Consider the following 24,998-nt stretch of genomic DNA (forward strand, 5'->3'; position numbering starts at 1 on the left):
CTCCACCCAGACGGTATTCCATATGGGAATATATCCCTCATCCGATTATAGATGGAATTCACCCTCCTTCCAATAAAAAAAGCTCCAACCCCGCATGTTTGCATGCTGGGAAGGAGCAAAATTTATGCTCGGGGCAATTGTTCAAATACGTGAACGTATTGCTCGTATTTTTCGGACCAGGCGTCTTTGCGCGATTCAAGCGTCCTGCCATCCAGCAGTGCCTCAATGACGTCCAGGCATACGTCCCAACCGGCAATATCCTTCGGCGTATGATCCGTGATGTTCGTTATCGTCTCGATCAACACCAGACGGCAGCCTTCGGCCTCGGGATGCAGCTCAAAACGCACCCGGTCCTCTCCCCACGTATACTCCAGTACCGATAACTCCCGATAGTCCGTAATCTCAAACTCCTCGAACGTTCCGTCCTGCATGTCAAAGGTAATTCTTCCGCCTTGGCGCAAATCCTCCACCTTCAGCTCCGAAAACCACTGCTTCAGCTTGTCATTATCCGTCAGATAGGACCACACCTTCTCAACCGAATGCTTCAGGCGGCGTTCAAATCGGACGGTCGTTCCGAACTCGTCTTGCCGTACAACAGCCAGCATCACTCATCCTCCTCATGGAATGTTTGATTCAAAAATGGATCATCCAATCCGGCGGCCTTAGGAAGATTACGGAGCTTCATCCTCATCCAGCAGCCTCTCCAGATCATCCAGCTTGTTCGTCCAGAACTGCCGATAGGGCTCCAGCCAGTCGTGGATCTCCTCCAGAGGCTTGGCATTCAGGCTGTACACATGCCTCTGTGCTTCTTTCCGCAGCGAGACAAGGCCAGCTTCCCGCAAAATGCGCAGATGTTTGGACACGCCGGGTTGGCTGAGCTGCATGAGATCTACAATCTCCCCCACCGTACACTCTTTCACGCGCAGGTAGTCCAATATCGTCCTGCGGTTCGGCTCTGCCAATACTTCAAAAAGGTTGTCGTTCAACATGTTTATTATATTACTATACAGTTATATTTCCGTAAAGTTATATAATAGGCTCACGCCGTCTTTGAACAAACATAACGCCTTCTTTATAATGTAGCTATTGATGTCCGGTTTTAACACGGTAATACGGGATTGCCCCAGTCAAGAAGGAGGAGTGACGAAAATGCCCGATATTATATTTTTGCGCGACCCTGCTCTGCCGTTTTTGGAAATCAAACAATGCGATGCTTTGGATCATCTGGCCTACAAAAAGCATTTTCACGAAGAAATCTCCATTGGTCTCATTGAGCAAGGGGCTACCCGCATATGGTCTGCCGGGAAACGGTATGAGGCTGCTCAGGGACATATTGTGCATTTCCCGCCGCTGCTCCCTCATGCTTGCCATCCCGAGAATCCCGCCGACTGGAAATATACGATGGTTTTTATCCATCCCCGGTGGCTCGACCCTGCGCCTGCCCGCTATCATCCCTCCCAATCCGATATGCCCATCCTGCTGCCGAAATATCAAAACGATCGCTGCCGAAATCTGGTTCATTCCTGCAGAATTGGGCTTCAGCAAAAAGCCACTCCATTGGAGATTGAATCCATGCTGATGGCATTAATGCGGGAAACCGGCCTGCTTCAGGAGGAAAGCGCCTCGGTGCCTGGCGGCAATGTGCATGAATCCCGGGCTATGCTTCGAGCGAAGAAGTATTTGGATCATCATTACAAAGACCGCATTACACTCGATACCCTGCAGGACATATCCGGGATCAGCAAATTCCACCTCATTCGGATGTTTACGGAAACCTATCATCTTGCTCCGCATGCCTACCAAAATTTATTGCGCATCAATTATGCGAAAGAGCAGCTGTTACAGGGGAAGACCATCGCCGACGTTGCTGCCGAGTCCGGGTTTTACGATCAGAGCCATTTCACGAGAGCTTTTGCCGGGTGCGTGGGGACAACGCCTCTTCGGTATGCGAAAGCAGCGTCATCTTAAACTATCCGCAATTTTATACAATACCGCCTCGCGCAGACGCTGATAGAATCATGAAGATCCCAATGTTGCGAGGTGTTTAACTTGAACGATTCTTTATCTGATTCTTTATCTGAACAGGCTTTTGCCGACGCTCTGAAGTCAGTTGCCCGTAACCTGCAGCTCAAACAATACGTCCGGCAATCCGCCGAATGGTATCCGATCCTGCTGCGTGCAGCGGAGCGTTTTGTCGCGGGAGACGTGCTGGAGCGAGGTTTGTTCTGCCGGGATGCACTGGATGCACGAGGTTATCGGACTTCGCTGGAATATATCGGGGAGAACACCCTGACCGAAGCCGAATGTACGCAGGCTTTCCTGGAGTTCTCCCGGTTAATCGAAGCCTGCTCGAATGGCCGGCCGGGCACCCGTATTTCGCTCGACCTGTCCCATATCGGATTATCGGTAGACGAGAATTTGGCTTACCGGCATCTTGAAGGGCTTGCCAGCCAAGCGGAGGAAGCCGGTTTGGAGCTGGTCATCAGCATGGAGGAGTCCGCCAAAACGGATGCCATCCTTGCGCTGCATCGCAAAATATCGGCCCGGTTCGCGAATGTCGGCATCACGCTGCAAGCCCAGCTCCCCCGAACCCTGGAAGATCTCGAACAAGTTCTTACCTACGGTTCCGGCACGATCCGCATCGTAAAAGGCGCCTATCAGGAACAAGAGGGACAGTATATTCCTCGTTCCGAGACGCTTACCACTAGGTATATTCAAATGGTGGATTTATGCGTTCAGGCAGGCAGGGCGGTATCGGTCGCCACTCATGATGAACCTATCCTGCGGCATATGACCCGCAACGAAGTGTATCGCGGCGCAGCCGTCGAAATTGAAATGCTGTATGGCATACGAACGGACTTTGCCAAGCAACTGAAGGAGGAAGGCTTCCCCGTCCGAATCTACCTGACATACGGCGAGGAGTGGTTCCTGTACTTGTGCCACCGAATCGCCGAGCACCCGCCGAATATCTATGATGCGGTAACCCGGTCGATCGCAGGCGGCACCGAACCCATTACCCAATATTGATCAACAATAACGAGGGAAGAAACGGCGAATATGCACTGTTTCTTCCCTTATTTATGATCTGGTACTAAAAAATATTTTCGGAATGCCGATGTAATAGTTGAAACTTTATTCTGAACGAATGCGTCATATTGTAGAGGAAAATAATAACAAAGCAAATTCAGGAGGTTGAGTGTGTGAAAAGAATATGGACTGCCTTGCTAGCAGCTATACTGTTAATTCCCATGACATTCCAATCGCAGGCCCAGGCGGCAGTGAACATCAGCGTCTTGATTGACGGCGTCAAGCTGTATACGCCTCAAGCGCCTGTCATGATCCAGGGACGCGTCATGCTTCCGATGCGATCCATCTTCGAAGCCTTGGATGCATCGGTCAAATGGAATCAAAAAACGAAAACCGTCACGGCGGTCAAGGATGGCACGACCGTCATCCTAAAAATCAACTCCAAGACGGCCACCATCAATAACAAGACGGTGGCGCTGGATGTACCGGCGAAGAACTTAAAAGGCAACACCATGGTGCCGGTCCGCTTCGTAAGCGAAGCCCTTGGCCAAAAAATCGGCTGGAATTCCAAAACGAAAACCGTTACCGTCACCACGACGAACAATTCCGGCGGGAACAATACCGGGATCGCACCGGTGAATTACGTAACCCTTCGGGATATCGGCAATGCCGGAGACGGCCGCGATCTGCAGGTCAGCTTCTCCAAATCGTCGACCGAACCTTTAATCTCGCATTACCGCGTCATGATTGTGAAGCAGTCCAAGACGTTAAACCAAACCGAGGCACAGCGCGTATCCTCCGCTGCTTACGCCACGGTATATCCATCCGGCTCGGATCCGACGCTGACCCTTACATCCGGCTCAAAGGATGTGGACGGTGACCTTATCCGCGATAACCAGGCTTATAAGGCTTATGTATTGGCAGTCAGCAAAACAGGCGGAACGTATGCCCTTTCCTCGGCTTCCCCGTCGTTGACGCTGACCAACACCAATTCGGTGAACGGCGCAACCAACGTAAAAGCGAGCGATGTGAGCGACTACGGCGATGGCCGTGATCTTCAGGTCAGCTTTACGCGCGCCCAAAACGAGAGCAATGTAAGCAACTACCGCGTGTTTGTCGTAAAAACGAAGGATGCAGCTAACTTCAACTTGGCAGCAGCTAAGTCTGTAGCTAGCCAGAATTATACGACGGTGAGCAAATCCAGTACGACGAATACAACGCTGTCCACGACGCTGAGTTCTTCCGCCCGCGATACTTCAGGCGAGCTCATTCGCAGCGGAGTCGCTTACACCGCATTCGTTCAGTCTGTCAGCAGCAACGAGAGCGTGCTTGCAAGCAACCTCTCGTCCGGTTCGGCCAGCATCACCCTCAGCACGGGGAATACAACGGTTCCTTTCATCACGCAGGTAACGGATATCGGCGATGCCGGTGATGGCCGCGATCTTCGCGTAAGCTTCAACAAGGTGTCCAACGAATCCAGCATTCATTCTTATCGCGTGTTTGTCGTAAAGGACAGCAATTATAGCAGCTTTAACCTAAGCAGAGCCAACACGGCTTCCAGCTACAACTACTATACCCATGTCAACAAAACCGGCAATAACATCACGAACCTGACGCTGTCATCGGGCGCCAGAGACGTGGATGGAGCAACGATTCGCAACGGCGTGTACTATCGCGTATTCGTCATGGCGGTGGACAACAATAACGCCAATAACAACGTGCTGTCCGCTCCATCAAGCTCCATCATCTTGAGTTCCAGCTACAATGTGGGCGCGGTTACCAGCCTGTCCGTCACCGACGTGAACAACTACAATGACGGTCGCGACCTGCAGGTGTCATTCTATCGCCCGTCCGATCAATCGAATATTAGCCATTATCAGGTCTTCGTTGTTAAATCATCGAATAGTTATTTTGATCTGTACAGGGCAACCAATTTAAGCAGCTATTATTATACGCAAATCAGCAAGAACAACAGCAGCAGCAACTACATGTCGCAGGTGCTGAATTCAGGCAGCCGCGATATTGACGGAGAACTGATTCGCAATGGCGTCAGCTATCGCGTTTATGTCCTGTCCGTAGGATATTCGACCAGTAACAATGCATTATCTGACTATGCTTCCATTACGCTTGGGAACGCCAATCAGAACGTTAACCCTGTTTCCACGCCGTCCCTGACGCTAAACGGAAATAACGGAAACGGAAGCGACCTGAGAGTCACCTTCAGTCCTGCTTATGGCGAAAGCTACATCGACCATTACCGGGTTATTGTCGTAAAGTCAAACCAAAGCCTGAACGTGTCGCAAGCTTACAGCAATGGGTATTACACGTTGGTTAACAAAACCGGCGGTACCATCACTCGAGATTTGGTTAACACGACCAAGGATAGCGATGGAGCCCTCATTCAAAGAGGTTCAAGCTACCGCGTGTATGTCTTGTCTGTAGGCAACAGCTATTCGAATTACAGCAACGCGCTTTCGGCGGTCTCTAATGCGGTTACGATTCAAGGCGTGACCCAGGTAGCGGCAGTAACGAACGTTACAGCAGCGGATGTGGGAGACAATAATAACGCAAGCGACTTGAAAGTATCATTCACCAATCCAGCTAATGATGCCAACATCAAAGAATACCGAATCATGGTCGTAAAGCAAACCAACGCTGGTAACTTTAAAGTGGATCAAGCTATCAATGTGCGTCCGGGCAACTACGATAGTGTACCGGTTGGCACCATTTTCGGTGACGTTCTGAGATCGGGAATCAACGACGTCGAAGGTCAGCCGATTCGCAATTCGGTGGATTATCAAGTATTCGTACTGTCCGTAAGCAACAATGGTTCAATAGGCAATGCCCTGTCAGCACCATCGGCGCCTATCAAGCTTTCGGGTACAGCCGTCACGGTTCCTTCTGATGTGTATGCCGGGATTGAAAGCACCAACGGGAACAGCAGTGATATTATGGTTAAATTCAATCCTTCTTCCGGTACTGTGGGAGAATACCGAATTCTGATCGTACCATCGAGCAGAAGTTTCGGATTGGATGATGCGAACAAAATCACCAACGGACAATTATATACGACGGTTGCTCCATCTACCGTCAGAATTGAACAGAAGCTTTCTGCAGGATTATCGGATGTAACCGGCGCAGCTGTCGTGGCTGGAGTCAAGTACAGAGTTTATATTCTTGCCGTTGCTGATGGCACCGTGTCAACTAAGAACAGCATCTCTGACATGTCGGAAGAATTCGAAATCCCTAACCTCACCCAAACAACGGGCGTTACAGCCAAGCTGGATGCGAGTGGAAAGAAGCTTCAAGTCGATTTCAAGAGGGCGATTGATGAGCGAGGCATTACGGCTTACCGCCTGTTGTTTGTAGAGAAAAATAACATGAAGACCTTCAATCTTAAAGCAGCAACGGACGCCGCTGCCAAAGAAGATAAGAATGCAACAATAAAACCGGATGGCAAAGATGTCTCGACCCTCATCGATATCCCTGCCGAGGATGCCCTGGGTCAAAACATTAAAGACAATGCGGAGTACGCCGTTTATGTCCTGTCCGTACTGGCCAAAGATAAGAAATCTGTGTCGAGCACTCAATCCGCAACGCCTTTATCCGAAGCGTCCAAAACGCTTGTTGTATTAAAGAAAACACCTTAATCCAAAGTGCATCAAAATAAGCTTTAACATGTAGAGCCGTACCTCATCACTAAGACGATGAGGTACGGCTCTTTTTTATCCCTTCTTCCATCAAGCCCCCATTTTCAAAACTCCTTGCATCTCATAACTAATTTCCACATGATTTTAAGATGAATTATCCGGGTACTCCCTCATGGAAAAATATGATAATTTATAATCAGAAAGCGCTTTCAAAAATATCATTTGGAGGTGAATCCTGACCTTAAAAGCCATTGTTGCAGCTAGGTCCTCAACAACGGATAACGGTCATTGAATGAATCTAGTGAAAATACCGCTTCACAACTTCATGACAAAGGAGATGCTAATGATAAACCTCAATAAGAAATCCATCTGTTCCTTGGCTCTCATCGTTTCTCTGGTCATCTCATTGTTCCCTTCATACGCATCCGCAGCGAAACACGAACATCCAAAGCATCCAAAGAAAAATCCCCAAGCCTACGTCAATGATATGCAGCCCGGCTGGAACCTGGGCAATTCGCTGGATGCCGTGGGAGCTGACGAGACGGCATGGGGAAATCCGCGCATCACCAAAGCGCTGATCGACCAAATTGCGGCACAGGGATATAAGAGCATCCGCATTCCGGTAACCTGGAACCATCACATCGGCAGTGCACCGAGTTATGCCATCGACGCCTCTTACATGGACCGGGTCGAGGAGGTTGTCGATTGGGCGCTGGACGCCGATCTGTACGTCATGATCAATGTCCATCACGATTCGTGGCTGTGGATCAGCCATATGGAGAACAACCGCAACGAAGTCGTTGCCAAGTACAACGCCGTATGGACTCAAGTTGCCCAGCGCTTCCGCACCCATTCGAACAAGCTGATGTTTGAAAGCGTCAATGAACCCCGCTTCTCGGATGGCGGGACCACCGACGAGTCCAAAGCCTTTCAGATGCTGGATGAGCTTCAAACGTCGTTCCATCGGATCGTCCGTGGATCTGGAGCACGCAATGCAACCCGGCCGCTTGTGCTCTCTACCCTTGAGGCATCCCCGACTCAAGCTAGAATGAACGAGCTGTACAACACCATGACCAAGCTGAATGATGCCAATCTCATCGCCACCGTCCATTATTATGGGTTTTGGCCGTTCAGCGTGAACATCGCGGGGTATACCCGTTTTGAGACGGATACCCGAAACGATATCCATCAGACGTTCAACCATGTATATGACACCTTTATCGCCAGAGGAATTCCCGTTATCCTTGGCGAATACGGGCTGCTTGGCTTCGATCAAAGCACAGGGGTCATTGAGCAGGGCGAGAAACTGAAGTTCTTCGAATATCTAACCTATTATCTCAAACAGAAGAACATTACCCATATGATATGGGACAACGGCCAGCACTTTAAGCGAACCGCCTTTACCTGGTCCGATCCGGAGCTGTACAATATCATGAAGGCTGGTTGGAGCGGACGTTCTTCCACGGCTGATACCGATCTGATTTTTGTGAAAAAAGGAGCGGCGGTCCAGGATCAAAGCATCCCATTGAACTTGAACGGCAACGCATTGGCCGAAATCCGCTCAAACGGACAGCGGTTAGTCGCCGGGCAGGATTATACACTGAACGGAAATGAGATTACGTTTACATCCAGCCTGCTGTCCAGGCTGACTTCATCCGGACAATTCGGAGTGAATGCCGTACTGACGGCCAAGTTCAACCGAGGCGCGGACTGGAACTTCAGGGTTGTTTATCATGATACGCCTGTGCTGCGCAGCACGCAGGGAACCACTGATTCGTTCAGCATTCCCGCGACGTTCAACGGGGATCAGCTGGCCACGATGGAGGCTGTTTACGCATCGGGAGGCAATGCAGGGCCGCAGGACTGGACCTCCTTCAAGGAATTTGAATACACGTTTTCCCCATCCTACGCAAGCCATGAAATCAAGCTTAAACCTGTCTTTTTTAACGAGGTCAGAGACGGAGAAGTCATCCTCAAGTTTCATTTCTGGAGCGGCGAGGTCATTACCTACAACCTAACGAAGAACGGCAGCAGCGTGACCGGCAGCACCTCATAGGTTATGCTGCATGGGAATAACAAAAGCTCAAGTGAAATCACTTGAGCTTTTGTCTATTTAGGCTTGCGCAATATTTCGTTCAGCCAGAAACCTATCGATAATGGCCGAGATGACATTCAAGCTGACAGGCTTGCTGACATACTCATCCATGCCCATTCCTAAATATTTCTCGCGATCCCCCTTGATCGCATGGGCCGTCACGGCCACGATATAAGGCTGATGATCGGGCGGGGCCGATTCCTTAATGAGCTGGACCGCTTCCATGCCATCCATGAAGGGCATCTGTATATCCATGAACACCATGTCATACGGATATCGCTTAAAGGCCTCTACCGCCTCAAGCCCATTGAGAACGGTAGTCGAATTGTACCCCAGCTTCTCAATCATCTTCTTGAGGACTAATTGGTTCACCTCATTATCCTCAGCAATCAAAATTTTCAGATCGCTGCCGTCGGAGTGATTCTCGTGAACCGTCCCGGCCTCCGGCATGTTGCCCGCGTTTGCATTAAACGAAAAATCGACCGTAAACGTAAAGACGGACCCCTGCTGATTCGGATTTCGCTCATACCAGATATCCCCGCCCATCAACTGAACGAGTTTTTTGCATATGGCCAGCCCGAGTCCCGTTCCTTCCACCTGCCGCGTCATATAATGATCCACCTGATAGAAGGGTTCGAACAGCTGCGCAATCTTCTCGCTTGGCACCCCTATGCCCGTATCCGTAACGGAGAATTGTATGAGCTTCGAGTTAACTTGGTTCCTGACACACTGAACCGAGATCGAAACGGCACCGTTCGGCGTAAATTTAATGGCATTGCTGAGCAGGTTCATTAATACCTGCCGCAGCTTCGTCACGTCCCCATAAACTTGATTCGGCACGTCGGACGCTACAGAGGTGGTCACCTCAATATTTTTGTCCAGCGCCTTCGGAAGAATCATATTCAATGTCTCGGACAGGGCCGTTCTTAGGCTGAATGTTTCCTCCACCAGCTCTGTTCTGCCCGATTCGATCTTCGAGAAATCCAAAATATCATTTATGATGTTCAGCAGGGTTGTCCCGCTCTTCTTGATGATCTGCACGTACTCCCGCTGCTCCTCATCAAGCTCGGTTTCCAGTATCAAATCCGTCATCCCGATTACGCCGTTCATCGGCGTACGGATCTCATGGCTCATCATCGCCAGAAACTCGCTTTTGGCTTTATTCGTCTTCTCGGCCGCTTCCTTCTCGATGATAAGCCTTTTCTGCTCCGTCATATCCTTGGCTATAATGTAGAACCCCACATTCTTGCCATGAATGACAATGGGAGCAAGCGTCGCGAGCACTTCAACCTGATGCCCGTCCTTGTGATGGATACAGTTGATCCCCTTCTCGGCGGCAACATAATCGGCCGCAGAAGAGAGCACTCGGGCGAGATTGCGTTCGCCGATCAAATTCGAGATTTTAGTTCCGATTAACTCCGGAATCTTAAAACCCGTCAGCTGCTCCGCCATCTGGTTCCCGTTAATAATCCTGCCTTCCAGATTGAAAGAAATAATCGCATCATGGTTATACTTCTTCAGCGAGGTGTATCGCTCAATGCTCTCCTGGAGCTTCTGCTCGGCTACCTTGCTGTCGGTAATATCAACAATTTGCGAAATGAAGAACAAGGGAGTTTGATCCTGATCGTCGCGAACCAGAGAAACATGTATCGACGCCCAGATGACATTGCCGTCCTTATGTACGAGTTGTTTCTCCACCGCAATGGTTGAGGACGCCTCATCCAGGGACCGTAAAAGCTTGTCTTTATTGTTAATGCATTCAGAATAAATATAATCGGTTGCCGGCTGTGCCATCAATTCTTCGTCCGTGTAGCCAAACATTTTGCACGCCGCAGGATTTACGCTGATCCAGCTTCCTTCTATCGTAACCAGGGCAATGCCAATTGGAGCACTTTTGTAGACATGTTCAAACAGAGCCTGATGGCCGAAAATGTTGATATCACTCATACTCTGCACCTCCTGATACCGCTTATTATACATCAGCGTCTTCAAAATAGGAGTTTTTTCAGAGTAATTTTATATTGCTAATCATTAGTAGAGTCATCGGTATACCTTATGATAGATTTAATCCATTGTTAGCTGAAATACCTTCCGCATTACCAAGCGATTCCTTGCCGTTCACGAAAAAAATTCCCGCTGGGTCCATCATCCTCCATCGTCGCCAGCCATACCGCCGTATCGGCCCCTTCGGCAACGGTTAACGGAGCGTCTGCTCCTCCCATATCGGTCTGAACCCGGCCCGGGCACACCGCATTCACCTTTATTCCGGTATTGGCTACATCCTGCGAGACGAGACAGGTTAACGCGTTCAGCATCGTTTTGGAGATGCGGTATGCCGCGGATGCCCCTTGTAAACCGTAACCGCCCTGCATGATTTCGAAGGCTCCGAGACCCGACGAGATGTTTACGATACGCCCGTAGTGATGCTGCTTCATCAAAGGTATTGCAGCCTGCGTCATTCGCAGAGCACCGAAAAAATTCGTCTCCAGCGTTGCGCGCACGACCGTCTCCTCTACATCGAGCACAGAAACCCCTCGATCCAAAATCACCCCCGCATTGTTCACCAGCACGTCAAGGCGCCCATAGTCAGACTGTATTCGATTCATCATTCCTGCCACATCGCGGACCTCATGGACATCCGCTACATGCAGTTTCACACGGAGCCCCTCGTTAAGCAGTTCTTGGACTGCCAGCCTCCCCTTCTCTTCGTCACGGGATGTAATCAGCACCTGAAGCCCTTTGGCAGCGAGCTGTCTTGCTATCTCTTTTCCAATCCCGCGGTTGCCTCCCGTCACAACGGCCACTCGCTGTACCTCTTCCCCGCTAGCCTTGTTCACGACGCCCGTCCCCCTTATGCAAAATAGCCTCCCATGCCGCAATGCTCTTCTCCAAATGGAGTTCCGCCTGTTTCAGCATCTCCATCTGCAGCTGGATGTCATCCAGCTTCCGCCTTCCCACCTCAATGGCGTTAGGAAGACATTCGATTTTGATATGCTCATCGAACGCGCATTGAAAAAAACTCATAATTTCCTTCACCGTCAATCCCAGGCTAAAATACATCTGGATCAAGCGGACCCGCTCGATATCCGTTTCCCTGTATTCGCGATAGCCATTATTCAGACGCTCCGGGCACAGCAGCTCCTTCTCCTCGTAATAACGCAAGGAACGCAGACTTACGCCCGTTTTTCGTGACAATTCACTAATATGCACGCCAAGCAGCTCCTTTTTCATCGGTTATCCGCATTTTAAAGCATCACATCATGTGAGGGTCAATCCGTCATTTTACAAGGCTATCCCGGGAGCCCGACGCCCTACACTCAAATCATCCCGAATAGCATCAAACCGATCGCATTGATCGCAAAATTGGCAAACATATGCACCATCCAGGACGCGTAAATATTGCCGTTTCGCTCATTCAGCCAGTTAAACAGCAGTCCCGCCACAACCAGTCCCGCGATTAACAAGAGGAACAGTCCTACCGAGAACCAGCTGGACATCATCGCAACATGATACATGGCAAAAGCCCCGGCACTGAATACATATGCAAACCTGCGCCCGACCTGCTCCTTCAGCGTGAAAAAAGCAAATCCGCGGAAAAAGAACTCTTCCAGCAATGAATTCACGATGGATATGTAAAGGGCGACCAATACGAAATTGCCTGCATTGACACCCATATTATCCTCCAGTGCCCCTGTCACCTTGGTAAAGTCGAATAAAGGCCCCAGCCCAAAATAGGCGCCGAGTATGAAGGCGAATACGCCGAGTCCCAGCAGCAGGGAGGTTAGGAGCCCCCTTCTCTCGAACGCGAACAGCCTGCGAAACGGAACCCCGCCCGCGAAGATGGCGTAGCCAATCGGCAATGTCAGAAAGAGGATGATTTTGATGGCGGATTTGACGGCGTAATCCGGACGGATCACCGCGTCGACCAAACTCATGGCTAGACAGCTAAATACGATGATGGCCATAAGAGAAACGATTTTCCTTCTTGATCTCATTGAAAGTATCTCCTTTAAACAGGTTACATCCATACATCTTCCATATATTAGAGTTCGATACGCCGGGCGTAATGCCCTCTGCTCCAAAAGAAAACGCCCCTGACATCACGACATCAGAGGCGTTTTCGCTATTCATTCATTTTATGATACATAACGGCCCAGCGCCGCTTGGTATACACTCTTCGGCCGGAGCCCTATCAGTTTATCTGCCGGTTCTCCGTTATGAAACACAATCACCGTCGGCATGGACATGATGCCGAATTGGGCGGCAAGCTCGGGGGATTCGTCACAATCCACCTGATAGATGTCCAGGCGACCCGCCTCCTCCCGGCTCAACTCTTCCAGAATGGGAAGCAGCACTTTGCAGGGCGGACACCATGCCGCTCCGAATTCAACAAGCGTGACCCCGTTCTGGTTGATCGAGCTTTGAAAGCTCCCTGCGTCTAATCGTGGTAAACTCATTTGCATTCCTCCGCTTCCTCCGATTCCCGTTCATCCAGAATCGATTGCATGCGTTCCTCCAGATTCATCTTGATATGATTCAGCTGGTGAATCTGCGCTTCGATCTCTGCGATTTTTTGACGAAAAATCGGGAACACCTCCGCGCAAAACGCCTCTTTGTTTTTCAGGACGCAATGCAGGAAACCGGCGATCTGCTCGGTGGTCAATCCAAGGTTTAGATATAACTGGATGGTACGCACCTGCTCTTCCGCAAGCATCGAATATTCCCGATAACCGTTCTCGTTTCGGACCGGCGTCAGCAATCCTTGCTGCTCGTAGTACCGCAGCGAACGAATGCTGACGCCGGTACGGGCCGCGAGTTCTCCGATTTTCATGCTTTCACACCTCCTGGACGAACGATTCGATTTCATTGTAAACCCTGACACTAGTGTCAGGGTCAAGAGGATTTCGCGATTTTTTTCAAAAAGCGAGAATTCGAAGTGTTGGCTAACGCTTCAAAGTCGCTTTCTTTTCTTGGACTTGCTGCCGGCGCCCTTGCGAAGCTTCGGCCAGCGATTCGCCGGCACATGCTGGAGCATCGTATGAAAAACGGTCCCCCACTGCTCTTCGTTCAGCCGACCGATGGGGAGCTCTCGGTCCACTCTAAGCACTTTAACGAGCTTCGCCATCTGGGGAGGTGTAAACACGCCGGATAGAGCCGCAAATAACGGCAGCCGGGCATCCCGCAGCCCATAGGCGGCCAGCGCCGTAAACTTGGGCTGATGCGATGCGGCAATGAGCGGCTTCTTCCTCCGATGAATGGTCAGAATGGCTGAATCCACTTGGGGAGGCGGCGCAAAATGACGGGGCGAAACGGTCCGCACGAGCCGAATGTCGTACTGCATCCTCCAGCTGAGAATTCGCGGATCTTGAATGGGAACGGCCGTAAAACGTTTGGCTGCCCCCATCTCCACAAGCAGTACGGCCCGCTGCAGAGGGAGGCCGGGGCACTCCAAAAGCTTCCCCATGATCGGCGTGGTGATCGAATACGGAATATTGGCCACGACGGCAAATGGATTTCTCGGCAGCGGAATTTCCAGAAAATCCGACTGCTTGACGCGAATGTTGCTGCTATCCTTCATCTTGCCCAGCAGTTTATCCACAAATGCCGGATCAGCCTCGATTGCGAGCACGCGTGCCGCTTTCTCTGCAAGCGGAAAGGTTAACGCCCCTGTACCCGCGCCGATATCAAGAACGGTATCGGTGGAGCGAATCCGGGCCAAGTCGATCATATCATGAATCAGCCTTTTGCTGATTAATAGATGCTGCGCGGAAAAGTTGGACGGTTTCTTCAGCTTTTCACGATGGGTTTTATGATATTTGGACACAAAAAAGCACCTCATTCATTCGTATAGTAATGAAAAAGGCACAGCACAAATAATCCTTCGCATTTTTACATGAAAATGGATGGATGTAGATGTTCTGTACCCTCATTAACGAATACGTATGAATGCGATGCAGCACATGTCAGGACAATCCTCCCTTAGATGAAACGGATAAAATAACAATGACAGTATAACATAGCCCCCCCGCGGGCTCACGGGTACATTCTGTTAAAAGGATTTTTTACCGCCGGTACATGCAACACATATGGTATGTTGAGGAGGAGAGCTAGCATAACCCGTATTCGAATCCTGCAAACACCTCGCATCCGGCATACCGGAAGGAGTAAAACGATATGAATATCTATTTCACGAATGAATCAAACGAAACCGATAGCGTGGACAAACATTACGTAAGAAACCAAATGATTGCGTATAATCTGAAGCATTTCCCTGACGATTTAAAAGGCCGTTACCAGGAAATCAACTTATTGTTAAGGAAGGAGGACGGTCAGATTTTGGGCGGAGTCGTTGGGGAAATATGCTGGAACTGGCTGGAGATCCACTATTTGTTCGTGGATGAAGCGTTCCGTCAATCGGGGTACGGCGCCAAACTGTTAAACAAGGCCGAAGACATCGCGAAGGAGAAGCAATGCGAGTTCGTTAAATTGGATACGCTGAGCTTTCAAGCCTTTGATTTTTACCTTAAGCAGGGTTACGAAGTGTATGGCAAAATCGAGAACGCCGGGCGGCATACCCACTACTATATGAAGAAAACTCTATGAGATAAAAGAAGGCAGCAAGGCTGCCTTCCCCTCCCGAGCACTTCGCCTACCTCTTCTTTTTCGCTTTGCTTTCTGCCTTCTCCAGGTTTTGCTGAACCCGATATTGGACGATTCGGCGTATCAGGTCATAAGGCAGCGGCTGATCGATCGGAAATTTCAAGGTTCCCTTGGACGCATGATATACCTTCAGCTCATCTTGGAACGCCTCGATCCCGCTGGGCGCGGGGTAAAAGCCGATATGTTTCTTGAATGCCGCAAAATGCACGAGGTTCCCGTGGAGGTCGAAGGTTGGCATCTGGTAGCTGATTTTTTCCTTGGCTTCCGGGGCTGTTTCCTGAATCACATGCCTTAATGTCTGGAGGATATCCTGGACCTCCGGAGCAAAGCCGGAAATGTAATCGTCGATCGACCCGTATACGATTTTATCGTCTTTCATCAGATATAACAGCCCTTTCGCAGGTTAATACGTTTCATAAACGAGATCCCCGTTCATTTCAAGCTTGTCGTTAAACAGGACGTATATGTATAGTTGTCCGGCCGGCGTATCGCCTGCATCATACCCTAGCCGAAACGTGCCGTCCTTGTCGAAGGCAAGCTCGGATAGAACCAACTCGTTCACGTCTTCGTCGGGGTGCATCCCGGCAATCAGATCCAGCGCTCGGTCGTTCAGCTCCCCAAAATTCGCCCAGGCATTCCGGATGACCGGGGACAGCCGGTTCATATCCGCTTCGGCAGAGGCCTCCGTGCTGACGGAGAGCTCCGTCCCCTTCCATTGAAGCCTGGCCCCGTAGAAAGACAGCGAGACATCGTATTCGAAGGTCCCAACGTCCTTAACGGTATGGTCCGGCTCCATGATGAGATTGTTGGAATGGTTCAGCCGCTCCAGCTTGGGATTACGATGCGTATCCAGTTTGGAGATTTTGTTCTCCGAGCAATAGAGCTCCGTTAATAGCACATTGCGAGTGAGATCCAATTCGGTGATGTGATTATTGAAGCATCTCAAGCTTTGCAGCGAAGGATTTCCGGTTACGTCCAGCTTCGTCAGATGATTGTGGTTGCAGCGGATTTCGATCAAATCCGGGCAGTCCTCCAGGTGTAAGCTCATTAAATAATTGTTTGCGCAATGGAGATAGGTTAGCCGGCGGTTCTGATGCAGCTCCAAAGCAAACAGGGAGTTGTAGCTGCAATCCAGCTCCGTTAAATCCACGTTCTGCTCGAGCCGCAGCTCGGATAGGATGTTCCAGTAACAGACCAGCTTCGTCAGCATGGCGTTGTGACTGACATCCAAATTTCGAATTCGGTTAAATCCGCAATTCAGCGTTTTCAAGTTGCTATTCTTGCTGAGATCTAGCTCCGTCAGGCTATTGGACGAGCAATCCAGCTCTTCCAGCGACGCGAAATGCTCGATCCCATTCAGGCTTGAGTATCCATGATTTGAAAGCTGCAGCGATATAGTATGTTCTACATCGCCCGCCTGAATCCGTTCACGGCTCCCGCAATAGGTTTCGAGCACATAAGCTTTGAATCGTTCATCTATGAAATCCTGGGTTATATCCATCGTGTCCTCCTTAGGGCAAGCTCCTGATCGATTCATGCTTAACCGGGATTCCGATGTCCGACTTCCCGCAATTCCATTATAGGGTTCCGCCTTGAAAAGGTCAGGGGTCTTTCAACCTACTTCCCAGGAGAATTATGGAAGAAATTGACGGGTAAAGAGCTTTCCTCTGCCAGCGCGGATTCCGATCAAGGGCTTTAACGAAAAAAAACGGCAATTGCTTCCCGATATTCGGGAAGCAATTGCCGGCAGCAGAAGCTACATAGCCTCCGGTTGTTCCGACTGGACTTTCGGCGTTACCACCGATACAAGCAGCTCGTTGGCTGAAGAAATCGGCACGACGCCGTCGGGCAGTTTGAGATCCCCGACATGCAGCGAATTCCCGATCTCTAGTCTGCTGATTTCAACGGGAATCGTGGCAGGAATTTGGTCCGGGAAGGACTCGATCTCGATGAACGTGCTTTGGATTTGGACGACTCCTCCCAATTTGGCTCCTTTTGCGGTGCCGATGTAATCGAGATTCACTCTCGTCCGCACAACTTCATTTATATTGATACGTAAAAAGTCGACATGAATGTATTCACGAGTTACCGGATCACGCTGAACGGACTCCAGCAAAACCGGAATCGGCTCCCGATCTTCAAAATGAAGCTCAAGGATCCCTCCTTTGCCGTTCCGTGCCCATTTGCCGAACTCTTTGGCGGACAGTTGAATCATCATATTGTTTTCCCCTGTGCCAAATACAACCGCCGGAATTCGTCCCGAAAGACGAAGCTGCTTCAGTCCGGTTTTGTTCATCGCAGCGCGCGTTTCTGCTCGTAAATTTACTCTCATCTCAACAACACTCCTCAGATTATCGTTATTTGGGTGCACTCTCCATCGATCGTCCGTTATGAACTACGGATTTCTCCCCCCGTAGCGGGGAAATCAGGAGCACCATTGCATCACCTCCAGATAGACATTTAATGTAAAAACCTTTTATATATGCGAGAAGGCACCTCGTTCCATGGGAACGAAATGCCTAATTACTTGCTACCATATCATAGAAAGGGGGCGTTGTCGACCAAAGCGAAAATGGAAACTCGCTTACATGAAGCCATCATATGGCTTCTATGATTTCAGCTTCATCAATAGGACTGCCTCCACATGGCTGGTTTGCGGGAACATATCGACCGGCTGCGTCCATTCAAGCTCGTAGCCGCCGTCCAGAAGCACCTTGCAATCTTTGGCTAAGGTCGAAGGGTTGCAGGATACGTATACAAACCGCTTCGGCTTGGTGCGGAGCACCGTTTCCAGGAAGCGCGGGTCCAGGCCGGTGCGCGGCGGGTCGGCAATGATGACGTCCGGCTTCATGCCTTCCTTGACCCAGCGCGGCAGCAGCTCTTCGGCTTGGCCGACGTGGAAGCTGGCGTTAGCCCTTCCGTTCCGCTGTGCATTCGCCTTGGCGTCCTCGACGGCTTCGGGAATCGTCTCGATTCCGCGCACCTCCTTGGCATACGGCGCAAGCCACAAGCCGATCGTGCCGGTGCCGCAGTAGGCGTCGATGACGGTTTCCTTCCCGGTCAGCCCCGCTGCCGCCCGGACCGACTCGTACAGCTTGACGGTCTGCTGCGGATTCAGCTGGAAGAACGCTCTCGGCGACAGCGAGAACTGCAGGTCGCTCAGCGATTCCTGCATGCTCTCGGTGCCCCATAGCGAGATTGTCCGGTCTCCGAAGATGAGCGAGGTTTTCTTCGGATTGATATTGAGTGAAATTCCGCTTACCTCCGGAATGGTAAGGCGCAGCATACGAACGAGATCGTCCTGCCTTGGCAGCTTGCTTCCAGCCGTGATCAGCGTCACCTGCAATTCCCCGGATTGGAAGCCGTGACGGACTACGATCGTCCGTACGCCATCCTTGGCACCATTCTCCTTATAAAGCGGTATCCGCAATTCCTCGAGTACGGATTTGACCTTCTCCACCGCTTCATTGACCTTCGGATGCTGAATCGGGCAGCCGCTGATATCCACAATCGTATGGCTGTCCGCTTCATAGAGCCCTGCGATCACTTCATGGCCCTTCCGTTTCAGCTGCAGCTGGGCTTTGTTCCGGTAGTCCCATGGATGCTCCATCCCGAGAATCGGCTTAAACTTGACATCGTCCAATCCCGCGTAGCGGCTGAACGCTTCGCGCACGATATCCGTCTTCGCCTGCAGCTGTCCCTCATAGGAAATATGCTGAATTTGGCATCCGCCGCAAATGCCGAATACCGGGCAAGGGGGCTCTATCCGGTGAGGCGAACGCTTCTCCACTTCCAGCAGCTGCGCCTTGATAAATTTAGGCTGAACCTCCCTCACCTCGGCTTTGACCACCTCATTCGTGATCGCTCCATCGATAAACACCGCCTTGCGGCGGTAGTAACCCACTCCCTCGCCGTTAATGCCGAGGCGTTTGATCGTAACGACAATCACGTCCCCGGCCTGCAGCTCATCCGCATGCTCGCGCCCGGATGACGGCTTCGGTCCGCGTACCCCTTGCTTATATTGATCCGCTCGTCTCCCCTTCGCATGCGGGGATGCCGACGACGAATTGCTGTTCTTCATACGGTCACGTTGAAAAATCGGCTTTGCCCCTGCTTTGTTCGCTGCAGTCCGCTCACCAGTCTTCTTCCCGTATGCCGCTGATTTGCTGTTGTTGGTTCCTTGTCCGGAACGCCGTTGTTCACTCATGCCTTGATTGCTCCATCCTTAATGGTATCGTGTCCAATATACCATGCCGGACCCGCGAATGCGAACGAGCCATGTACTTTTTCCCGGTGTCGTACGGGGATTCTTTCGCTTCATTGGCGCCAACATCTTGGCTCCGCAAAAAACCGCAAAAAATATTTTTTCGATATGGAAACCAGAGACGATCCTCCAGCGTATAATTCCATTATCATACATTCTCTTATGGAGGTATCTTTTATGTCGTTTTTTAACAAAATGCTAGCCAGTGTAGGAATTGGAGCCGCCCAGATCGATACGCACCTCGAAAAATCCTCCTATTATCCGGGTGAAGAAGTACGCGGAATCATTCACATTAAGGGAGGCAACGTAGAGCAGACGGTCGACCGCATCTATTTGAAATTGATGACGGAATATACCAGGGAAAGCGACGACAAGAAATACATAGAATCCTATACCATTGCAAAAGTCAACGTCTCAAGCCGCCTCACGTTGAAGCCTGGCGATCAGCAGGAAATTCCGTTCGCCTTTCCTTTGCCGCTGGAAACGCCGCTCACCATTTCGCGGCAGCCGGTCTGGATCCACACCGGACTCGATATCGATAATGCCATCGATCCGAAGGACCGCGATTTCATCGACGTCGAACCGAACGAGGACGCATCCATTGTGTTCGACGCCGTCGAAGCGCTTGGCTTCAGCTTCAAAATAGCAACATGCGAATATCATCCGCGGCTCGGCCAGGGTGTTCCATTCGTGCAGGAAATTGAATTTTATCCCGGCTCCTCCTATGCCGGTCATATCAAAGAGCTTGAATTGATTCTCTATCCGGAGCAGGAGGGGATTTCCATCCTGGTCGAAGTCGACCGGAGAGGCAGAGGCGTTTCAGGCTGGCTCCAGCGTTCGCTCGATATGGATGAACAGCACTCCTGGGTAACCCTCGACAAGCAGGATCTGGCCCAGGGGCCATCCCACGTGGCCCAAATTCTGGACCGTGTCATCCGCAGATCGATTTAATGAAAAATGGCCCGCAAGGCAGGTCGCTTGATTCCAAGGCGACTCTCCTGCGGGCCATTATTTTTGAATGATGAATGTATATCGATGGTTAGATGAAATAATGCGGATACTTCTCTCGCAAAATATCCTGCTCCACAACGACGAGGCGCAGGTGACGCTCCATCACGTTCATGGCTTGCTCCGCCTGCCGATTGACGATCAACTGATACATTTCTTTATGCTGGGAGATGATATTCTCCCAGTTGGAGTCCTTGGACAGGCGAAGCAGCCGCAGACGGTTGAAATGGATGTTCAATTGCTGCAGCATCTTCCAGGTCCGTTCTTTGCCCGTCCCCTCAAACAGAATTTGGTGGAACTCCTCGTCCAGCTCAAACAGCTTATAGAAGTTATGGTTGCCTGCGCACACGTCCTGCAGCGCAATATTGGTTTCCAGGCGGAAGCGGAACTCTTCGGGAAAAGAACCGCAGGCGAGGGCCACGATTTCCTTCTCGATCTTCTCCCTGATAAATCGGCCTTCCTCAACATGCCGAAGATTAATACGGGATACGATCGTCCCGCTTTGCGGAATGATGTCCAGCAGCTCTTCCTCCGCAAGCTTCATGAACGCTTCCCGGACCGGTGTCCGGCTGACGTTCAATTCATCCGCAATTTCTTTTTCCGAGATTTTCGTACCCGGCTCCAGCTCCAGATGAAATATCCGATCCTTCAATAGCTGATAAGAATACTCTCTGGTAGAGCCTTTAATCTTTTGCTCTGTTGACATATATATCGCTACCTCTTTCTTAAATGCTCTATGTTCTCTTTGCTTAAAGTTACCCTTCCCTCTATATTACCCGAATCAAAGGCCCGGACGGTATATAATGTATAGGAATCCCCGGAAAAAACTCCCGCAGCCTATCGGCCACGCAGGCCATGCCGGGCTCCTCGCTGGCAGCATGGCCGAGCAGAAGCAGGGACGGGCCCCTCCCCTGCGCCGCCGCATCGCCCATGTATTCAGGCGTCTCCCATTCCGGACCTTCCCCTGCGATGAGAAGATCCAGCGACTCCTTCAGGCAGAGGGGAATGGCATGCGCGCCACCGCCGCGATAGCCCACGGTTATGCCGATTCTGGAGCATATGCTGCTTCGATTACCGACATAACGAAGGTAAGGAAGATTCAGCTTTCTTTTTACATGCTCCGCAATATCCGGCAGGCTCATCTCTTCCGGCAGCGTGACAATGGCCGCTGCCTTAAGATGCTTATCGACATAAACTTCCCAATCCAGCGCCTGAACCAGTCCTTGCGTCATGATATCGGGAACGTATCGGTGAGGCGCATCATGGAACCGGTAAATCGTCAGATCCCCGGACTCCATCAAGCGGAGTTTATCCTGAAAGACAGGACTCGCCTCCACCCCCTCATATCCCTCCTCCTGATGGCTGTAAAACGCCCCTTCATGGGTAATGACAAGGTTCGCCCCAACTTGGACCGCTCTCTGCAGAACCGAATACGATGCCGTAAACGTGACGGCAATGCCGTGGACCACCGCTTCGGCGCTTCCTGCCGTAACCCTGTCCACCTTGGATTCAAGAAATGCTGCGGGCTCTGTTAAGCGGTTGATGATGTCTTGAACGGTGACTCGCAATCTGGAATGCCCTCCTTGGGAACCAACGCAAACGGCCGAACCGAAAAACAGGCTGCCCTTCCATCAAGAAACGGCAGCCTGTCGATCCGTTGGTTATGGTTGCTCTTTATATTTTTTATACGTTTTATTCGCAATCTCCAGGTATTGCCCCACGCCCTGGCTATCCAGCTCTTGCACGAACTTGTCGTACTCGGCGAGATCGCGGTCCCCAGAATGAACTTCAGCGTGTTCTGATCCGTGTAGTCCTTCAGCGGCGTGCTCAAAAGCGTCACTCGCTCGCGCTCTTCTACCGAGTATGGAATCGGCGGTTCCGGCTTCACAACCGTTTTTGTTTCGCTTATGCTCTTCTGGAACTGCTGCTCTTCCTCGCTAAACATGTATTGCAGCAGCTCGGTCGTGCCGCCGGGAACCGTGATTTTGCTGATGGCATACTTGCCTTCGCCCAGCGTTTTGTCCATATCGGTGCGGTGCTGGACCACGGTCTGGGAGTTGCCTTTGATGATGAAGGATTTGCCGGTCACGAATTTTTGCACGGCCTGATCGTCATCCTGGGTAAAGCTCTCTTTGTCCAGCAGTCCTTCGTCCACCAGCTTGTGAAATTAAGCGCTTACATATTTGACTTAAAGAATAGACTCCCTCATTTGGAGCGTTAGATTCAATAGATTCCGCTGCTGCTTTCACTTATGTAGAGAGTCGTAATTTTGTATACTAGTATAACTAGTATGGCAATTGGTTTCATTGTAATGGACGTTTTCTTCAATTTCAATACATTTTTTTCTCATGTATAAAATTCGGATCCCAAGCTGCAAAAAAACCGTGAGCATTCAGGCTATGGCCTGCTGCTTCACGGTTTTCGGGTTCCATTGCTGCCCGAGGTATTCATCATGGATAAGGGGCAGAAGCCTTCGCTTCTGCCCCTTTATGGTTTCCCCATGCCGGCTTTATATTTATTTCAGCTCCGTCACGTTGCCGTCAATGCTGACGCTTTTGATGTCCATATCCCCCAGAAATACGAGGTTATTCTTGCTGTCCAGATTATACAGCCACTGAAATCCGCTCTTCGTGGTGCTTGTCGAGCTGGCGTGAAGCTTCAATTCCGATCCGTCCGCGGCGATGACCTTAACCTCCGGCGTATAGTCCGGCAGTTTATCCAGCTCACCGTCGGTACGCTTGCCTTCGATGGCTACACCGATGGATGAAACACTAATGGTGTGGAGAGACAGTGCTTCCTTACCCTCATCAATTGCCAGATTCAAACTCTGTTCTCTTTGCTTGCCCGGAGAAATGGTGAATTGCACATTCCAAGGGCCTTTAACGGCTTGGGCGTTGTCCGCTGACATGATTCGATCGGCTGTGATCCGTGCCTTCAGTCCCTCAAGGTCATTCATCGCATCCATCTCAAACACGCCGACAAGCTTTTTGTTGTCGTCAAGAAGCTGCTGCCCCACCATATAATTCACACTCTGCTCCGTTTTCAGTTCAAGTAGGGGGATCGAAGCACCCTCGGGGAATGGCATGCCGTCCTCTTTCGTGAAACTGACCACCAAATAACCGCTGTTGCCGACATAAACCCCTTCTTCAACATTCATGGTTACCCCGGATGCTGTATCCGTCCCTTGTATAGGTGACCGTTCGTCTTCCGCAATCGACGCGGATTGACCGAAGAACTGCTTCAAGCTATCCATGTATTGGCTCGCAAAAGCGGTCGTGCTAAGTATCATAATCATCGCGGCAGCGATAACGATACTGGCTTTATATTTTTTCACTTTCCTGCTTTTAAACACCATCGTTTCCTCCTCTTGAATACGGTTCATCGCCCGGTTCTTGATCCGTTCCATACTGATCTGCTGCGTCAACTCGCGTTCTTCTTCCTCCGTAAGGAGGAGATTGTCCAGCTCCTGATTGTCGATATTGGCCATGATATCTACAATTCGCCGCTTCACTTGCATCCATCCCCTTTCGCAATCGATTTGAAGCTTCACTCCTATAGACACGGTCTTTATAGAAATCCTACGGATTCTCGGTTTCATAATGTATGCGCAGTTTGTCCCTTGCCCGGCGGATCCGGGCGGTGACGGCCTTCTCCTGCATATTCAGCCGGCTTGCAATATCGCGGACTTTCTCTAAATAAAAGTACCTGCGGATGAATATTTCGCGATCCGGTTCGCCCATCCCCTGTACCATGCCGCTTATCGTTTCCTTCTCCTGCCGCAGAATAGCCAGTGCCTCCGCAGAGGGACAAGAAACGGCGTCATCTTCCAATTCGGATTCAATGACCCGCTGCCTCTTTCGCAATGCATTCAAGGTATGATTACGCGCGGCTATCGCCAGATAAGGCTTGAGACTATCTCCGCGCAGCATGATTTTTGTCCCGTCTGTCCACAGCTTGACCAGCACGTCCCCGGTGATCTCCTCCACATCGAAGGAATTAAACCGCCCTCCTGCCACCTTAGCAACCACCGCGGCTATGTAGCGTGAATAGCGGTCAACCAATGTTTCAAAACATCGCGGATCTTTCCTCGCTAGCCCATCCAGCAATGTCTGATCCTCCATGGGATCCTCCCCCTCTTATATAATCATCTCTGTTGGTAGAACCAAGCCACAAATCCCGTGCTACTATATAAGACACCTTTAATTCCGGAAACCCTACACATCTTTTGAAAAAATAATCGTTTCGCCATGCAAACGGATTGGAGTAGCTTTGCTTGGAGTAACGGCAAAAAAAG

The 24,998-nt window shown here is 50.6% G+C and carries 24 protein-coding genes; 6 read left to right on the top strand and 18 right to left on the bottom strand.

The window, feature by feature from the left end; translation table 11 throughout:
• Positions 1-122: 122 nt before the first annotated feature.
• Both JNUCC32_RS18750 and JNUCC32_RS18755 read right to left on the bottom strand, forming a co-directional pair.
• A complete protein-coding gene (locus JNUCC32_RS18750) occupies positions 123-605 on the bottom strand; it encodes an SRPBCC family protein (RefSeq protein ID WP_015733845.1) in 483 nt (160 codons plus the stop codon).
• Between the two features lie 66 nt (positions 606-671).
• Positions 672-989: an ArsR/SmtB family transcription factor gene (locus JNUCC32_RS18755; protein ID WP_192569440.1), complete on the bottom strand. Its 318-nt coding sequence runs from the start codon at positions 987-989 to the stop codon at positions 672-674.
• Positions 990-1,149: 160 nt separating this feature from the next.
• On the opposite strand from JNUCC32_RS18755, the gene JNUCC32_RS18760 reads away from it, so the two are divergent.
• The 4 genes from JNUCC32_RS18760 to JNUCC32_RS18775 all read left to right on the top strand — a co-directional run bounded on the left by JNUCC32_RS18760 (position 1,150) and on the right by JNUCC32_RS18775 (position 8,733).
• Positions 1,150-1,968: an AraC family transcriptional regulator gene (locus JNUCC32_RS18760; RefSeq protein ID WP_192569441.1), complete on the top strand. Its 819-nt coding sequence runs from the start codon at positions 1,150-1,152 to the stop codon at positions 1,966-1,968.
• An 81-nt stretch (positions 1,969-2,049) separates the two neighbouring features.
• Complete coding sequence (locus JNUCC32_RS18765) at positions 2,050-3,027, top strand: proline dehydrogenase family protein (protein WP_192569442.1); 978 nt, start codon at positions 2,050-2,052, stop codon at positions 3,025-3,027.
• 173 nt (positions 3,028-3,200) lie between these two features.
• Complete coding sequence (locus JNUCC32_RS18770) at positions 3,201-6,677, top strand: copper amine oxidase N-terminal domain-containing protein (protein ID WP_192569443.1); 3,477 nt, start codon at positions 3,201-3,203, stop codon at positions 6,675-6,677.
• Between the two features lie 343 nt (positions 6,678-7,020).
• Positions 7,021-8,733, top strand: coding sequence for a cellulase family glycosylhydrolase (locus JNUCC32_RS18775; RefSeq protein WP_192569444.1), 1,713 nt, complete (start codon positions 7,021-7,023; stop codon positions 8,731-8,733).
• Between the two features lie 57 nt (positions 8,734-8,790).
• On the opposite strand, the gene JNUCC32_RS18780 is transcribed toward JNUCC32_RS18775, so the two are convergent.
• From JNUCC32_RS18780 to erm, 7 genes are all read right to left on the bottom strand, one after another.
• The gene (locus tag JNUCC32_RS18780; RefSeq protein ID WP_192569445.1) at positions 8,791-10,719 is read right to left on the bottom strand and encodes a PAS domain S-box protein; all 1,929 of its coding nucleotides are present in this window, start codon (positions 10,717-10,719) and stop codon (positions 8,791-8,793) included.
• Positions 10,720-10,868: 149 nt separating this feature from the next.
• Positions 10,869-11,609: an SDR family oxidoreductase gene (locus JNUCC32_RS18785; protein ID WP_192569446.1), complete on the bottom strand. Its 741-nt coding sequence runs from the start codon at positions 11,607-11,609 to the stop codon at positions 10,869-10,871.
• Positions 11,596-12,003 carry a MerR family transcriptional regulator gene (locus tag JNUCC32_RS18790; protein ID WP_096775246.1) on the bottom strand — a complete coding sequence of 136 codons (408 nt, stop codon included), beginning with the start codon at positions 12,001-12,003 and terminating at the stop codon, positions 11,596-11,598. The genes JNUCC32_RS18785 and JNUCC32_RS18790 overlap by 14 nt, the downstream gene beginning before the upstream one ends.
• An 86-nt stretch (positions 12,004-12,089) precedes the next feature.
• On the bottom strand, positions 12,090-12,767 hold the full coding sequence (locus JNUCC32_RS18795) for a CPBP family intramembrane glutamic endopeptidase (RefSeq protein ID WP_192569447.1): 678 nt from the start codon (positions 12,765-12,767) through the stop codon (positions 12,090-12,092).
• A gap of 141 nt (positions 12,768-12,908) precedes the next feature.
• Positions 12,909-13,229: a thioredoxin family protein gene (locus JNUCC32_RS18800; protein WP_009595391.1), complete on the bottom strand. Its 321-nt coding sequence runs from the start codon at positions 13,227-13,229 to the stop codon at positions 12,909-12,911.
• A complete protein-coding gene (locus tag JNUCC32_RS18805; protein WP_015733837.1) occupies positions 13,226-13,603 on the bottom strand; it encodes a MerR family transcriptional regulator in 378 nt (125 codons plus the stop codon). The genes JNUCC32_RS18800 and JNUCC32_RS18805 overlap by 4 nt, the downstream gene beginning before the upstream one ends.
• A 120-nt stretch (positions 13,604-13,723) precedes the next feature.
• Complete coding sequence (gene erm, locus JNUCC32_RS18810) at positions 13,724-14,596, bottom strand: 23S ribosomal RNA methyltransferase Erm (RefSeq protein ID WP_192569448.1); 873 nt, start codon at positions 14,594-14,596, stop codon at positions 13,724-13,726.
• A 350-nt stretch (positions 14,597-14,946) separates the two neighbouring features.
• On the opposite strand from erm, the gene JNUCC32_RS18815 reads away from it, so the two are divergent.
• Positions 14,947-15,375, top strand: coding sequence for a GNAT family N-acetyltransferase (locus tag JNUCC32_RS18815; RefSeq protein ID WP_192569449.1), 429 nt, complete (start codon positions 14,947-14,949; stop codon positions 15,373-15,375).
• Positions 15,376-15,421: 46 nt separating this feature from the next.
• On the opposite strand, the gene JNUCC32_RS18820 is transcribed toward JNUCC32_RS18815, so the two are convergent.
• From JNUCC32_RS18820 to rlmD, 4 genes are all read right to left on the bottom strand, one after another.
• Positions 15,422-15,811 carry an iron chaperone gene (locus JNUCC32_RS18820; protein WP_192569450.1) on the bottom strand — a complete coding sequence of 130 codons (390 nt, stop codon included), beginning with the start codon at positions 15,809-15,811 and terminating at the stop codon, positions 15,422-15,424.
• 24 nt (positions 15,812-15,835) lie between these two features.
• Positions 15,836-16,933 (bottom strand): leucine-rich repeat domain-containing protein, encoded by a 1,098-nt coding sequence (locus JNUCC32_RS18825; protein WP_192569451.1) that lies wholly within the window; start codon positions 16,931-16,933, stop codon positions 15,836-15,838.
• Positions 16,934-17,188: 255 nt separating this feature from the next.
• A complete protein-coding gene (locus tag JNUCC32_RS18830) occupies positions 17,189-17,764 on the bottom strand; it encodes a 50S ribosomal protein L25 (protein WP_096775240.1) in 576 nt (191 codons plus the stop codon).
• A 276-nt stretch (positions 17,765-18,040) separates the two neighbouring features.
• On the bottom strand, positions 18,041-19,639 hold the full coding sequence (rlmD, locus tag JNUCC32_RS18835) for a 23S rRNA (uracil(1939)-C(5))-methyltransferase RlmD (RefSeq protein ID WP_192569452.1): 1,599 nt from the start codon (positions 19,637-19,639) through the stop codon (positions 18,041-18,043).
• A gap of 234 nt (positions 19,640-19,873) precedes the next feature.
• Between rlmD and JNUCC32_RS18840 the strand changes: the two genes are divergently transcribed.
• The gene (locus JNUCC32_RS18840; RefSeq protein ID WP_009595388.1) at positions 19,874-20,647 is read left to right on the top strand and encodes a sporulation protein; all 774 of its coding nucleotides are present in this window, start codon (positions 19,874-19,876) and stop codon (positions 20,645-20,647) included.
• Between the two features lie 88 nt (positions 20,648-20,735).
• On the opposite strand, the gene JNUCC32_RS18845 is transcribed toward JNUCC32_RS18840, so the two are convergent.
• The 5 genes from JNUCC32_RS18845 to JNUCC32_RS18865 all read right to left on the bottom strand — a co-directional run bounded on the left by JNUCC32_RS18845 (position 20,736) and on the right by JNUCC32_RS18865 (position 24,825).
• A complete protein-coding gene (locus tag JNUCC32_RS18845; protein ID WP_015733828.1) occupies positions 20,736-21,410 on the bottom strand; it encodes a GntR family transcriptional regulator in 675 nt (224 codons plus the stop codon).
• 61 nt (positions 21,411-21,471) lie between these two features.
• Positions 21,472-22,272 carry a Nif3-like dinuclear metal center hexameric protein gene (locus JNUCC32_RS18850; protein WP_192569453.1) on the bottom strand — a complete coding sequence of 267 codons (801 nt, stop codon included), beginning with the start codon at positions 22,270-22,272 and terminating at the stop codon, positions 21,472-21,474.
• Positions 22,236-22,859 (bottom strand): type 2 periplasmic-binding domain-containing protein, encoded by a 624-nt coding sequence (locus JNUCC32_RS18855; protein ID WP_228468784.1) that lies wholly within the window; start codon positions 22,857-22,859, stop codon positions 22,236-22,238. The genes JNUCC32_RS18850 and JNUCC32_RS18855 overlap by 37 nt, the downstream gene beginning before the upstream one ends.
• 360 nt (positions 22,860-23,219) lie before the next feature.
• Entirely contained in the window at positions 23,220-24,221 is a 1,002-nt protein-coding gene (locus tag JNUCC32_RS18860) for a DUF4179 domain-containing protein (protein WP_192572696.1), read from the bottom strand.
• A gap of 61 nt (positions 24,222-24,282) precedes the next feature.
• The gene (locus JNUCC32_RS18865; RefSeq protein WP_036662412.1) at positions 24,283-24,825 is read right to left on the bottom strand and encodes an RNA polymerase sigma factor; all 543 of its coding nucleotides are present in this window, start codon (positions 24,823-24,825) and stop codon (positions 24,283-24,285) included.
• Positions 24,826-24,998 lie beyond the last annotated feature (173 nt).

The organism is Paenibacillus sp. JNUCC32, from assembly GCF_014863545.1.
Lineage (GTDB): Bacteria > Bacillota > Bacilli > Paenibacillales > Paenibacillaceae > Paenibacillus_AQ > Paenibacillus_AQ lautus_A.

Coding starts and splice junctions, on each gene's coding strand:
- JNUCC32_RS18750 (WP_015733845.1), bottom strand. CDS start 605: ATGCTGGCTGTTGTACGGCAAGACGAGTTCGGAACGACCGTCCGATTT.
- JNUCC32_RS18840 (WP_009595388.1), top strand. CDS start 19,874: ATGTCGTTTTTTAACAAAATGCTAGCCAGTGTAGGAATTGGAGCCGCC.
- JNUCC32_RS18865 (WP_036662412.1), bottom strand. CDS start 24,825: ATGGAGGATCAGACATTGCTGGATGGGCTAGCGAGGAAAGATCCGCGA.
- JNUCC32_RS18820 (WP_192569450.1), bottom strand. CDS start 15,811: ATGAAAGACGATAAAATCGTATACGGGTCGATCGACGATTACATTTCC.
- JNUCC32_RS18805 (WP_015733837.1), bottom strand. CDS start 13,603: ATGAAAATCGGAGAACTCGCGGCCCGTACCGGCGTCAGCATTCGTTCG.
- JNUCC32_RS18800 (WP_009595391.1), bottom strand. CDS start 13,229: ATGAGTTTACCACGATTAGACGCAGGGAGCTTTCAAAGCTCGATCAAC.
- JNUCC32_RS18790 (WP_096775246.1), bottom strand. CDS start 12,003: ATGAAAAAGGAGCTGCTTGGCGTGCATATTAGTGAATTGTCACGAAAA.
- JNUCC32_RS18755 (WP_192569440.1), bottom strand. CDS start 989: ATGTTGAACGACAACCTTTTTGAAGTATTGGCAGAGCCGAACCGCAGG.
- JNUCC32_RS18775 (WP_192569444.1), top strand. CDS start 7,021: ATGATAAACCTCAATAAGAAATCCATCTGTTCCTTGGCTCTCATCGTT.
- JNUCC32_RS18780 (WP_192569445.1), bottom strand. CDS start 10,719: ATGAGTGATATCAACATTTTCGGCCATCAGGCTCTGTTTGAACATGTC.
- JNUCC32_RS18830 (WP_096775240.1), bottom strand. CDS start 17,764: ATGAGAGTAAATTTACGAGCAGAAACGCGCGCTGCGATGAACAAAACC.
- JNUCC32_RS18795 (WP_192569447.1), bottom strand. CDS start 12,767: ATGAGATCAAGAAGGAAAATCGTTTCTCTTATGGCCATCATCGTATTT.
- JNUCC32_RS18860 (WP_192572696.1), bottom strand. CDS start 24,221: ATGCAAGTGAAGCGGCGAATTGTAGATATCATGGCCAATATCGACAAT.
- rlmD (WP_192569452.1), bottom strand. CDS start 19,639: ATGAGTGAACAACGGCGTTCCGGACAAGGAACCAACAACAGCAAATCA.
- JNUCC32_RS18825 (WP_192569451.1), bottom strand. CDS start 16,933: ATGGATATAACCCAGGATTTCATAGATGAACGATTCAAAGCTTATGTG.
- JNUCC32_RS18760 (WP_192569441.1), top strand. CDS start 1,150: ATGCCCGATATTATATTTTTGCGCGACCCTGCTCTGCCGTTTTTGGAA.
- JNUCC32_RS18815 (WP_192569449.1), top strand. CDS start 14,947: ATGAATATCTATTTCACGAATGAATCAAACGAAACCGATAGCGTGGAC.
- JNUCC32_RS18845 (WP_015733828.1), bottom strand. CDS start 21,410: ATGTCAACAGAGCAAAAGATTAAAGGCTCTACCAGAGAGTATTCTTAT.